Origin of the sequence: Kordiimonas sp. (assembly GCF_965216265.1) — a bacterium.
In the GTDB taxonomy this organism is placed as follows: domain Bacteria; phylum Pseudomonadota; class Alphaproteobacteria; order Sphingomonadales; family Kordiimonadaceae; genus Kordiimonas.
On the sequence record NZ_OZ244153.1, the window covers coordinates 1229950 to 1241773 of the forward strand.

Consider the following 11824-nt stretch of genomic DNA (forward strand, 5'->3'; position numbering starts at 1 on the left):
GAAAGCTGATTCTTAGGCAACCTATATGGTGGGGGATTTCTGATGACTGTTCATGTAGACAACGCAGCATCCAAGCAACGCCGTACTGCGCGAGCGGCTACAGCGTCACCATCTATTTTAGCACAAAATCGGTTTCGCCTCGGCATGACACTTATCTTCACCGTGACGGCGCTTCTGCTCATCGCTGGTGTTATGCCAGTTCAGGCGCAGAAGCTTTCCAGCGGTGACTATGCTCAGTGCGCGGTCTATGAGGGAGATGAGCTTGTCGGTCATGATAGCGTGTGTCTCGCTGAAAAGCGCGCAGCCCTGCGCTATCTGGATCGGAGCCCCCGGCATCACCACCGTGATGAGGCCTATCCCGTTTACGGGCAACCGTATCGCTGCCCGAGTTGGGCCAATGGGGGCAGTGGTTATAACGCCACCTTCTTCACAGACGGGCGTCCGCCCATATATGCGGGAACGTTTGATGCCACCCTTAACGGCAGACCTTGCCTGTCATATCCCAATTACCTGAACCGAGGTTACTACTAGGCGACCCTCAGCTTTCTTTCTTGGCTGACAACACCAACGATGTGGTAGTTTTCATGACACCGTTGATGGCGAGGATGAAATCAAGCGTCTGGTCGATCTCTTCCATCGTCGGGGCTTTGACGATCGCGATCAGGTCGTAAGCCCCGCTGACCACATAAAGTGTCTTGATCGGGGCATGCGTTTTCATCAGGCCAATCGCCTGCTGGGCGTATTTCTGGTCGATCGATAAAAGAACATGTGCGGAGATGAGCTTGCCTTCAAACTCCTCATGCTGCTTCACGGTAAAACCGGAGATGACTTTACGCTCAACCAGCTTGTTGATCCGGTCCTGCACAGTGGAGCGGGAGAGCCCAAGTTTACGTGCCAGCGAAGACGTTGCTTCCCTGCTGTTCAGTGTCAGAAGCTTGAGCAGTTTTTCGTCGGTTTTATCCAAAATTCATCTCCTCCAGGCACCGCACAAATCATCCCGCACGCCGATTTGTGGCCCAAATTTATGATCACCACATCAACGGAAAAAAACGACATTTACCGTTAATTTGACGGAATAAATATACCATATCGCTATTCATTGCCATCACTTTCACGATTAGAGTCGTCGTAGGGACGGAGTAATGTAAGTGAGTAATGGGATGAAAAAGCTGACAATCTGGCTTCGTGATGAAGCCCGCATGACCGAGCGCCGTACACCTCTTTTACCGGAAGGTGCAAAGGAGTTGATGGCCGCTGGTATTGATGTCGTTGTTGAAAAATCAGACAAACGAATCTTTAAAAATGCGCTCTATGAAAACGCCGGTTGCACCATGGCGGAGCCAGGCGCCTGGGAACAGGCGCCGACAGACGCGGTTATCCTCGGGTTGAAAGAGCTACCCGCTGCGCCGCGCGCGCTTGAACACACCCATATCTATTTCGCCCATGCCTTCAAAAAGCAAAGTGGCTGGCAAAGCCTGCTAACCCGTTTCATGCGGGGTGGCGGCTCGCTTCTCGATATCGAATATATGAAGGGCGACGATGGTCGCCGGGTTGCTGCTTTTGGATTCTGGGCTGGTTATATGGGGGCCGCCCTTGCCCTGCTGCAATGGCATGACCAGAAGGTCGGCCGCCCGTCTTACATCAATGAAGGGCTTATGCCCCACGAAAGCGCAAAAGCGCTGGACCATCTTATCTCAAGCCGTGCAATGGCTGGTGAAAAGCCCACAGCGCTTGTCATCGGCGCCGGTGGGCGCAGCGGTTCTGGCGCCATCAAAATCCTTGAGCGCCACGGCGTAGAGGTAACAAAATGGGGCAGAGCAGAGACCAAAGATGTCGACCGCGAAGCCATCCTGGGCCACGATCTCCTGATCAATTGTGCTTATGTCACGGGCCAAATACCGCCGTTTCTGGCACCGCACCACATCAAGGCAGACAGCCGCCTCAAGGTTATCTCAGATGTGTCCTGCGATCCGTTCAGCGACTATAATCCGCTGCCGCTATACAGTGCGCCGACTTGCTGGAAAACGCCTGCAATTGCCGCGAAAAGCCATGAAGGTCGCGTGGATTTGATCGCGGTTGATAATTTGCCGTCTTTATTGCCAACAGAAGCAAGTATAGAGTTCGCCACCATGATGCTGCCTTATCTAAAATCGCTCAGAGACCGCGCACAGGACCCGGTTTGGGTTAACTGTAACGCATCCTATCAGCATGCCTGTGACACCATGACAAAAAGCGAGGTAGCATAATGGCTGAAGGAAAACACATTCACTGGATTGGGGCAGGCCTTGCATCAGGGCCCGGGCTTGTCGCCCTCGCCGCGGAACTCGGCAATGTCACCGTATGGGATATGGCAGATACCCGTGCTAAAATGCTGCAAAGCCAGGTACCGGGCGACAAGACACTTGATATCGGCACGCTGGATTTAAGCGATGATGTATCTGTCAGAGCCTTCAAGGAACGGATCAACACAGGCGATGTTATCGTCTCCATGCTACCCGCTGCACTCCATGTGGTGGTGGCTGAGATTGCGCTTGAAGCGGGCACACATCTGGTAACATCAAGCTATGTGGATGCACCAATGGCTGCGCTTGACGCCCAGGCGAAGGCAAAAGGGCTCGCGTTCGTAAACGAAGTGGGGCTCGACCCGGGTATCGACCATCTGTTCGCCCATGTCCTTATTGGTGCAGCGCGCGAGGCAGACGTTCTGGGCAAAGGCCATGAAATCGACTTCGTCTCGCACTGCGGCGGTGTACCTGCGGAGAAAACTGACTTTACCTACAAGTTTTCATGGACGCCTTTTGGCGTATTGAAGGCCCTTACCAACCCGGCCCGCTGCATTGAAAACGGTGCGGAGAAAGTAACCGACAAGGTATGGCATGCTGTCTCCGAGCTTGATGTGGGTGGGGAAACGTTTGAGGTTTACCCCAATCGCAACAGCATTCCCTATATTGAGGAATACGGCCTTGACGGTGAGGAAAACCTGCAGACCTTTGTACGTGGTACCCTGCGGCTTGCAGGCTGGAAAGACGCATGGGCTGATATTTTCACGCAGGTTGAAACCGCAGATATCAGCAGCCTGAAGGCACTTTCTGAGCAGCTTTCGCGTAATCACAGCTACGCAGAAGGTGAAAAAGACCGTGTTGTGCTTTATGTGGCCCTGAACGCACGCGATAAAGATGGTCAGGATATCTGGTCTGCCTCTCTTGCGCTTGACGAGGTTGGCAGCGGATGGCAGACCGCTATGGCACGTACGGTTTCGTTCACTGTTGCTGAGGCGGTGAAGGCCGTTTTACGCGGTACATTTGCACCCGGCGTTCATGCCGCGCTGACAGACTCGGGTGTGGCCAAACACTGGCTGCGCGGGCTGAAAGATGCGGGCCTGAATATCCGCGCTGAAAATATCAAGCTTTGAGGTGACATAAGTGTCAAAGTCAAAAATCACAGGCGGCCAGGCACTGGTCGAGGCACTTCTGGTGAACGGTTCGGATACCGCTTTTGGGGTTCCGGGCGAGAGTTACCTTGCAGCACTTGATGCCTTTCATGACGCCACTGATAGTTTCCGTTTCATCACCTGTCGCCATGAAGCCAGCGCGGCCAATATGGCGGAAGCTTACGGCAAGTTGACTGGCAAGCCCGGCATTTGTTTTGTCACCCGTGGGCCGGGCGCCACACATGCTTCCATCGGGCTACATACCGCATTTCAGGACAGCACACCGATGATCATGTTCATTGGTCAAGTGGCAGCGGATCAGGTGGAGCGCGAAGCGTTTCAGGAGATCGACTACCGGCGTTTCCTCTCGGAGGTCACCAAATGGACCGCAGAGATTAACGACGCCTCGCGCATTGCGGAATATGTCGGTCGGGCTTACCGGGTCGCGACATCCGGCAGACCGGGGCCTGTAGCACTCGCGCTGCCGGAAGATATGCTGCGTGAGCTTTGTACACCTCAGGAACAAACCCCATACACCCCGGCGCTTGCGCATCCGGGCGCGGCTGATATGGCAGAGCTCAAACGTCTGCTTGAAGGTGCTGAACGGCCACTTGTTATGCTGGGCGGCAGTGGTTGGACACCTGACGCGGTAAAACTGATTGAGACATTCGCAGAGAACAACCATCTGCCCGTTACCGTGTCCTTCCGTTGTCAGGATCGGTTCAACAACAACCACAGCAATTATGTGGGTGACATGGGCATTGGCGCCAACCCAAAACTGATCAAACGCATGCAGGATGCAGATGTGCTTCTTGTGCTTGGCCCCCGGCTTGGTGAAATGACCACGGGCGGCTACGAGCGCCTTTCTGTTCCGGTTCCGAAACAAACCCTTATTCATATGCATCAGGGCGCGGAAGAGCTAGGCCGGGTTTATCACCCCACGCTTGGCATTAACGCGAGTCCACAGACCATCGCGCCCCTTTTGGCAACCATGAAGCTTGAGGGCGCGGACAAGTGGGCGGAAAGCACAAAAGCTGGCCGCGCAGACTATGAGGCATGGAACACACCCACAGATAATCCGGGGGGGGTGCAGCTTGCATCGCTCTATAAACACATGCGTGAGGCATTGCCCGATGACAGCATCTTCTGCAACGGCGCTGGCAACTATGCCTCATGGCTGCACCGGTTTTATCGCTACCGGGCTTTCCCAAGCCAATTGGCGCCCACATCCGGCGCCATGGGTTACGGCGTACCCGCAGCTATTGCTGCCAAGATCGTGCACCCTGAGCGTACCGTGGTGGCGTGCGCGGGCGACGGCTGCTTCATGATGAGCGTGATGGAACTGGCGACGGCCGCACGCTATAGTGCCAATGTCATCTTCCTCGTGTTCAATAACAGCATGTATGGCACTATCCGCATGCATCAGGAACGGGACTACCCCACGCGTGTATCAGCCACCGAGTTGACCAACCCGGACTTCGTGGCGTTAGCCGAAAGCTTTGGTGCGTTTGCCGCGCGGGTTGAGAGCACGGAAGCTTTTGCACCGGTCCTTGAGGCTGCGCAGGCCAGCGGCAAACCAGCACTCATTGAAATCACCGTTGATCCGGAAGCGATTGCCCCCACGGCGACCTTGTCCGGGCTGCGAAACAGATAACGATAGAAATAAACCCAATACCCAAGGAGATATATGATGCAGGCACGTGTTGCTGACATCCTGAAAGAACTGGATATCAACCCATCCGCTTTTGAAAATGGCGATCTGGATGTTTATTCACCGATCGACGGCGGCCTGATGGGCAAAGTGAAAATGGACACCAAAGAGACGGTGGACCAGAAGATCGCTGATGCGGCAGAAGCCTTCAAGGCCTGGCGCACCGTACCGGCACCACGCCGGGGCGAGCTTGTCCGCCTGCTGGGTGAAGAGCTGCGCAAATACAAAGACCCGCTGGGTGCGCTGGTGAGCGCTGAATGCGGCAAGATCTATGAAGAAGGCAAAGGCGAAGTCCAGGAGATGATCGACATCTGTGACTTCGCGGTTGGTGTTTCCCGCCAGCTTTATGGCCTGACAATCGCCAGTGAGCGCCCAGGCCACCACATGCGGGAATATTGGCAGCCACTGGGCCCTGTGGGCATCATCTCGGCGTTCAACTTCCCTGTAGCGGTGTGGGCCTGGAACTCGGCACTCGCGCTTGCGTGCGGTGACCCGATCATCTGGAAACCGTCAGAGAAGACCCCCATGACCGCGCTTGCATGCCAGAAAATTCTGGAACGCGCGATTGAGAAGTTTGGTGATGACGCACCGAAAGGGCTTTCCTCTGTACTCATTGGCATGCGGGATATTGGCGAACGCATGGTAGACGACAAGCGCGTGCCGCTGATCTCTGCCACAGGCTCCACCCGCATGGGCCGTGAAGTTGGCCCCCGTGTAGCGGAACGCTTCGGCAAATGTATCCTTGAGCTTGGCGGCAATAACGCCATCATCGTGGCGCCAAGCGCTGACCTTGAAATGGCCCTCCCGGGCATCGTGTTCGGTTCTGTTGGTACAGCAGGCCAGCGCTGTACCTCAACCCGCCGCCTGATCGTGCACGAAGATGTGTATGACACGCTGGTGCCAAAGCTGAAGCAGGCTTACTCAAGCATCCGTATTGGTGATCCGCTCAAAGCTGGCACGCTTGTTGGACCACTGATCGACAAGGCATCATTTGAGGGCATGGAGCGCGCACTGGAAGCAGCAAAAGCAGAAGGCGGTACTGTCACCGGTGGCGGCCGCACGCTTGTTGATGACTATGCAAACGCCTATTACGTCAACCCGGCCATCGTGGAACTGCCAGAGCAGACCGCCAGCATGTGCGAAGAGACCTTCGCGCCGATCCTCTACATCGTGAAGTATAAAAACTTCGACGATGCCATGGCCATGCAGAACGGTGTGCCCCAAGGTCTGTCATCTGCGATCTTCACCACAGACGTGCGGGAAGCTGAAACCTTTATCTCTGCAGCGGGTTCCGACACTGGCATTGCCAACGTGAACATCGGCACCTCGGGCGCAGAGATTGGTGGGGCCTTTGGTGGTGAAAAAGAAACCGGTGGTGGCCGCGAGAGCGGATCAGACGCATGGCGCGCCTATATGCGCCGTCAGACATCAACGGTGAACTACTCCCGCGAGCTGCCACTTGCGCAGGGCATCAAGTTCGAACTGTAAAGCCGAAAGGGCCCGTTCAAGCGGGCCTGATATAACTACAATGGCCTAAAGAAACTCGAAGGGTGATCTAATGTTGATCACCCTTTTTGTTTATCTCTGGCGTCCTTAAGCCCTTTGAGCTGGAAGGAATAGTCCTCGAAGTGATTATCAATAAATTTGTTGATTTCACTAAATGTGTTGCGCCCGGAAATTGATTTTACCATCAGAGACATAGCAGTCTCGTCCTGAGTAAAATAGGCAATAACCTCAATTATGTGAGTTTTAAGAAGTTCAATGACGGATCGGCCCACCAACCCTTTATTGAACAGATAACACATGGTCTCATACAAGACCAAAATCTGACCAAACTCGAACTCATCTTTGCCAGCTTCTGCCCCCCTATAACGCTCCCAGGCACTGTCAATATCGCGGTTTAACTCAAGAATCGAAGCAACATCGCTAGATTTTCGCTGTTGAAATATTCCGTATGCGGTGAAACCCAAACCCACTATGGCAAAGGGGATACCAAAAACTGTAGCAATGTTGGCTGCTATATCCCAACTCACCTTACTTACCTTTTTTGGTCTTCAGGTGCTGAGTGGGAACCGATGCAGTTCGACTGGTGGATTGTCTAACATCATTTGATTTACCATGGGTTGTTAGATGTTTGGTGGGTGCAGCCTCTACCAAGTGCTCACGCTTTGCAAAGCCCCCTGTATTTCCTGATTTTTTTTCGCTGGACATCAAGAAACTCCCTTAAGATTTATTTTTCGTGAAAACGATGCACTATTGAATTCATTTCTACAAGGTTAGGTGATCATACTTTTAAACTTTTCCCTAAATTTTCGGAGGTTCGTAATAGAATGGAAATGCTCCCCTGCTAGGGTAGCAGTTCAGGCAATCATCACGTCTCAGGCACCCTTCGGCACCGCGCTGAAGCCAAACCCTTTTGAGAGTATGTTCGATGCCGAGCACCTACGAAGTCACCGCGGTTCGGAAATGCGAAAGCCGCAATGCTTTTGAGATTGTTACCCATCTTTGTGGCGAGGCCTATGATGGCTCACAGTGGCAAATTCCGCTGGAGGACGCGATTGAGGGCTTAAGGTGTGGCCGGTTTGAATTTCTGGTTCCGATCCAGGAAGGCCGTCAAGGAAAACTCGTTATCGCCCGCAGCCCGTATAATCGTTATTACCTAAAATGTACGGAAGACCGAGGCGAGCCGACCTCCTTGCTTCGTTTACCCATGCCCCAGCCGGACTGAACCCAGCAAGCCCAGCGTTCACGTCCTCAGGTCCAGCCAGATATGCGCGGCCAAGAAAAAACCTCCCGCAGCAGAAGCCACGAGAGGTTTTGAATTCTTTGGTTCTGATAAAGGTTGAATTAACGACCTTTTACTACCAGACCATCGCGCTCAAGGCGCTTGCGCTCAAGCTTACGAGCACGGCGAACGGCAGCAGCCTGTTCACGAGCCTTCTTTTCAGATGGCTTCTCGTAGAACCGACGCATTTTCATTTCGCGATACACGCCTTCACGCTGAAGTTTTTTCTTCAGAGCACGAAGAGCCTGATCCACATTATTATCCCGAACGGTAACCTCCATGGGTTACACCTTCCTTTCTAAAGCCAAAATTTATGATGCGGGACATCGGGGTCGCACCATAGGGCAAGAGGCCTATAGCAGAGCACCATCACGCACACAAGTCATTTCCACATAAGAAGCCTCTGCAGCCCAAGGTGAGCGCTACATTCGAGGTTTCACATGCACCCTTTGTACCACGGTTTTGCGTGAATTGCCAGAATGCGGCACTATGCCCCTCGCCCGCAATTCGCATATATGCTAAAAATACCCAAAGCTTCAAAAGCCGTTTGGCCTATGACGTAATCATCTGCTTCGATCTGGATTTTCAATGACTGATGACAAAACACCACTGGAACTTCGCGCCCCCTTGTTAGACGCCATGCTTGAGCACGTGCCGTTTGATGGCTGGAGCACGACAGCGCTTAAACACGCGGCGGACGACCTTGGTGTATCTACCGCAATGGCTGAGCTTGCATATCCGGGGGGCGCAATGGAAGTCCTGGCCGCTCATCTTGAGCGCGCCGATGAAGACCTTCGTATAGCCCTTGAAGCACTTGACCTGCCCGCCATGCGGATCAGGGACAGAATTACTATTGCCGTTCGTACGCGCTTTGAACAGGCAGCCAAACACCGCGAAGCCGTGCGGCGCGGTGTGTCGTTACATGCTTTGCCGCAAAACATGGCTGCAGGTATGAAAGCTGGCTGGCGAACGGCCGATGTTATCTGGCGTGCCTGTGGCGACACTTCAACGGACCACAACTGGTACACAAAACGTGCTTCACTTCTCGCGGTTTACAGTTCTACACTGCTTTACTGGCTTAATGACGAATCGGACGATTTTGCAGATACTTGGGCGTTCCTCGACCGCCGCATTGAGAATGTCATGAGTTTTGAAAAAGCCAAGTTCAAAATGCGCGAAGCGTGCGCGAACGCGCCGTCCCTATCGCGCTTTCTTGGGCGCCTGCGCTACCCTGGCACCTAGAAAGCATTTGCGCCATGGCCACAGCGCCTCTCTCCAGTAGCGATCTGCTACCGCACCTCGCAAGTGATGCCGCAGAGCTTGTTATGAAATGGCAGCGATACCTGAAAACCGAACGCCGCGCTTCCAACCACACACTTGATGCTTATGGCCGCGATTTTTCCGGCTTTATTCAGTTCCTGAGCAAGCATCATGGTGGTGCAGTTACCGCCTCAATGCTCGCCACACAGTCTGTGCGCGACTTCCGCTCATATCTTGCGGCAAAGCGCGGTGAGGGTGCATCAGCGCGCTCTACCGCCCGCGCCCTGTCAACCGTACGCAACTTCTACCGCTTCATTGCGCGCAGTGAAGGTATCGAGAACGACGCTATCAAAGCCATTCAGGGGCCCAAACTGCCGCACCGTGTGCCCCGCCCCCTCACAGAAGACAGCGCCCGCGCAGTGATGGAAACCATTGGGGAACTTGCGGATGACGACTGGATTGCCGCCCGCGATACAGCCATCATCGCGCTGCTATATGGTTGCGGCCTGCGGATCGCCGAAGCGCTTTCAATCAATATGGATCAGGTACCGAGCGGAGAGACCATGCGGATCATTGGTAAGCGCGAGAAAGAACGCGTGGTGCCAGTGCTGCCCGCTGTCAAAGACGCCATCGAAACCTATAAAGCGCTATGCCCGTATGTTCTCAAGCCAGATGGGCCGCTTTTTGTAGGAAAAAGGGGCGCACGACTAAACCCCCGCACCGTGCAAGCAACGATGCAGAAAGTTCGGGCGCTCCTGGGCTTGCCTGAAAGCGCCACACCGCATGCCCTGCGCCACAGTTTTGCGACCCATCTGTTGTCTCGCGGCGGCGATCTCAGAACGATCCAGGAACTACTGGGCCACGCTGACCTCAAGGCCACACAGATATATACGGAAGTCGATAGCGCCCGGCTTCTTGATGTGTATGATAAGGCGTTCAGACGCACCTGAGGTGCAACGCCAAAACACAAATAGTGGACCCGCCTACGTGACCTTACCTACAGTGCATAAAATAGATCGCTTCCGTGGCTGGGCGCTCACCGCGCTTTACGCCTCCATCACGCTACTGAGCGCGATGCTCATTTTGGCCGCATATATGATATGGCCTGCCTTTGAGGGCGATTCTGTGCTTGTGCTCGGCACCGGCATGATGGGGCTGGCGACCGCGCTTTTCAGCTCGCGGGCAACGCTGGTATATCTGCGCGCTATGCGTGGACACTCAGGCTTGCCAAAGCTAGCTTACATGCCGTTTATTTTCATGGTCATGACCATGATAGCTGCAAGCCAGCTATTCAGTGGGCATTAGCCGACATCTCAGACTTGAGCGTAGGCCGCCCGCTGTGGCAGTTTCGCAGCAGAACCGCGCCGCCTTTCTTGCCCATGATACACCTTCATCACCTCACGCCGCCTGCAGGGCCCGAGATAGGTCGAGGCCCGAACAAAAGGTTTTGGGTTTTTATCAAGGTGTCTGAGGCGGGCATCCATCTGCTTCGCAGTCAGCGGTAAACCGAGGATCTCGTTTACACCGCCATCTCGCGCCTGAAAGACCTTCTGCGCACTTGGTGTTGGCATGATCATCACCACGGCTGCTTCTGAAACCGCCCCATCGCACATACGAATAAACTTGGCAAAGTCCACACCACCGTGGTCGCCAAAGTCAAAGTCGATAAAGAAGTGCGTGAACGTAAAATCCTGCATCCGGCGCACAGCTTCCTTTGGTGTGCTCACCAGCTGCACCATGCCTACGCCAGAATCTTTCAAATAGTGCCAGAGAGTTTCGCCCAACTGTTTGTTGGATAGGGCCACCAGCACATGCATGGCCCTATAATCAACACCACTAAACTGTATCAATTTTGCTCCCCCGAGCGTTAACACGGACCCCGAAGGCCCAAACCCAAAGCGGCATCCCCATACCGCTCATGTCTCCCAGACACACAGATATTCTGTTTTTTGAGTTAGGTCAAAAGATTAGATATGAAGCCATTTCAGCTTTACTATTAGTATTATTTTCTATCGTTACACGATAAATAATCGCCAATCAGCGGCAAATTATTCAACGATTGTAGAAAACTTTTGCGCAAAGCAAGAGGCGAAATCAAGCGCTGCGCCGTGGACGGGGGCTACTGCGGCGTTCCACACCGTGGTGAATTTTCACCACCTCCCGTCGCCTGCATGGGCCAATATAGGACGGCGCGCGAATGAAGGGTTTAGGGTTGCCGATCATGTGGTTCATGCGGGAGTGCAGCAGCTTGGCGGTAAGCGGCAGACCGAGAATTTCATGTGCCCCGGCATCACGGGCAGAAACAACCTTTTGTTTGTCTGGTGTTGGAATAACCATCACCACAAAGGCTTCGGCCACGGGCCCATTACACATGCGGATAAATTTGATGAAGTCCACCCCACCAAATTCGGGCAACTCATAGTCCACAAAGAAGAGGGAAAAACGCGCCTGTTCCATGCGCGCGACAGCATCCCTTGCGCTTGTGACAAGGCGCCCCCCGCCAATGCCCTGCTCTCTCAGGAAATGCCAAATTGTTCGCCCAAGCTGGGCATTGGAAAGGGCGACAAGTGCATTCATCGCCCCATAATCAAGTTTAGTTTGCATGAAACTGTCCCCAACAGCAGTTATTCACGCCTGA

15 protein-coding genes are annotated in these 11824 nt (G+C 53.9%); 9 read left to right on the top strand and 6 right to left on the bottom strand.

Annotated elements, in window-relative coordinates; all coding sequences use genetic code 11:
- Window positions 1-42 precede the first annotated feature (42 nt).
- Complete coding sequence (locus ACOOGA_RS05705) at window positions 43-531, top strand: hypothetical protein (protein WP_420429906.1); 489 nt, start codon at window positions 43-45, stop codon at window positions 529-531.
- Between the two features lie 7 nt (window positions 532-538).
- On the opposite strand, the gene ACOOGA_RS05710 is transcribed toward ACOOGA_RS05705, so the two are convergent.
- On the bottom strand, window positions 539-964 hold the full coding sequence (locus ACOOGA_RS05710) for an Lrp/AsnC family transcriptional regulator (RefSeq protein ID WP_417462539.1): 426 nt from the start codon (window positions 962-964) through the stop codon (window positions 539-541).
- Between the two features lie 196 nt (window positions 965-1160).
- On the opposite strand from ACOOGA_RS05710, the gene ACOOGA_RS05715 reads away from it, so the two are divergent.
- The 4 genes from ACOOGA_RS05715 to ACOOGA_RS05730 are packed head-to-tail and all read left to right on the top strand — an operon-like array spanning window position 1161 to window position 6629.
- Entirely contained in the window at window positions 1161-2246 is a 1086-nt protein-coding gene (locus tag ACOOGA_RS05715) for a saccharopine dehydrogenase (protein ID WP_420429907.1), read from the top strand.
- The gene (locus ACOOGA_RS05720; protein ID WP_420429908.1) at window positions 2246-3412 is read left to right on the top strand and encodes a saccharopine dehydrogenase family protein; all 1167 of its coding nucleotides are present in this window, start codon (window positions 2246-2248) and stop codon (window positions 3410-3412) included. Before ACOOGA_RS05715 ends, ACOOGA_RS05720 begins: the two co-directional genes overlap by 1 nt.
- A 10-nt stretch (window positions 3413-3422) precedes the next feature.
- Window positions 3423-5084 (top strand): thiamine pyrophosphate-binding protein, encoded by a 1662-nt coding sequence (locus ACOOGA_RS05725; RefSeq protein ID WP_420429909.1) that lies wholly within the window; start codon window positions 3423-3425, stop codon window positions 5082-5084.
- A 36-nt stretch (window positions 5085-5120) separates the two neighbouring features.
- A complete protein-coding gene (locus tag ACOOGA_RS05730) occupies window positions 5121-6629 on the top strand; it encodes an aldehyde dehydrogenase family protein (protein ID WP_420430619.1) in 1509 nt (502 codons plus the stop codon).
- A gap of 77 nt (window positions 6630-6706) precedes the next feature.
- Here ACOOGA_RS05730 and ACOOGA_RS05735 read toward each other — a convergent pair whose 3' ends face one another.
- Window positions 6707-7174: a hypothetical protein gene (locus ACOOGA_RS05735; RefSeq protein WP_420429910.1), complete on the bottom strand. Its 468-nt coding sequence runs from the start codon at window positions 7172-7174 to the stop codon at window positions 6707-6709.
- 1 nt (window position 7175) lies between these two features.
- Window positions 7176-7352 (bottom strand): hypothetical protein, encoded by a 177-nt coding sequence (locus tag ACOOGA_RS05740; protein ID WP_420429911.1) that lies wholly within the window; start codon window positions 7350-7352, stop codon window positions 7176-7178.
- Window positions 7353-7572: 220 nt separating this feature from the next.
- Between ACOOGA_RS05740 and ACOOGA_RS05745 the strand changes: the two genes are divergently transcribed.
- Window positions 7573-7869 carry a hypothetical protein gene (locus tag ACOOGA_RS05745; protein WP_417462534.1) on the top strand — a complete coding sequence of 99 codons (297 nt, stop codon included), beginning with the start codon at window positions 7573-7575 and terminating at the stop codon, window positions 7867-7869.
- A 119-nt stretch (window positions 7870-7988) separates the two neighbouring features.
- On the opposite strand, the gene rpsU is transcribed toward ACOOGA_RS05745, so the two are convergent.
- Window positions 7989-8207, bottom strand: a complete 219-nt coding sequence (gene rpsU / locus ACOOGA_RS05750; RefSeq protein ID WP_020401352.1) for a 30S ribosomal protein S21 — start codon at window positions 8205-8207, stop codon at window positions 7989-7991.
- Between the two features lie 307 nt (window positions 8208-8514).
- Here rpsU and ACOOGA_RS05755 point away from each other — a divergent pair, with 307 nt between their 5' ends.
- Genes ACOOGA_RS05755 through ACOOGA_RS05765 form a run of 3 tightly spaced genes read left to right on the top strand, consistent with a single transcriptional unit; the run spans window position 8515 to window position 10491 of the window.
- Window positions 8515-9168, top strand: a complete 654-nt coding sequence (locus tag ACOOGA_RS05755) for a COQ9 family protein (RefSeq protein WP_420429912.1) — start codon at window positions 8515-8517, stop codon at window positions 9166-9168.
- A gap of 14 nt (window positions 9169-9182) precedes the next feature.
- Window positions 9183-10136 carry a tyrosine recombinase XerC gene (locus ACOOGA_RS05760; RefSeq protein ID WP_420429913.1) on the top strand — a complete coding sequence of 318 codons (954 nt, stop codon included), beginning with the start codon at window positions 9183-9185 and terminating at the stop codon, window positions 10134-10136.
- Between the two features lie 52 nt (window positions 10137-10188).
- Window positions 10189-10491 carry a hypothetical protein gene (locus ACOOGA_RS05765; RefSeq protein WP_420429914.1) on the top strand — a complete coding sequence of 101 codons (303 nt, stop codon included), beginning with the start codon at window positions 10189-10191 and terminating at the stop codon, window positions 10489-10491.
- An 8-nt stretch (window positions 10492-10499) separates the two neighbouring features.
- On the opposite strand, the gene ACOOGA_RS05770 is transcribed toward ACOOGA_RS05765, so the two are convergent.
- A complete protein-coding gene (locus ACOOGA_RS05770; RefSeq protein WP_417462530.1) occupies window positions 10500-11036 on the bottom strand; it encodes a hypothetical protein in 537 nt (178 codons plus the stop codon).
- Between the two features lie 244 nt (window positions 11037-11280).
- Window positions 11281-11790 carry a response regulator gene (locus ACOOGA_RS05775; protein ID WP_420429915.1) on the bottom strand — a complete coding sequence of 170 codons (510 nt, stop codon included), beginning with the start codon at window positions 11788-11790 and terminating at the stop codon, window positions 11281-11283.
- Window positions 11791-11824: the final 34 nt, after the last annotated feature.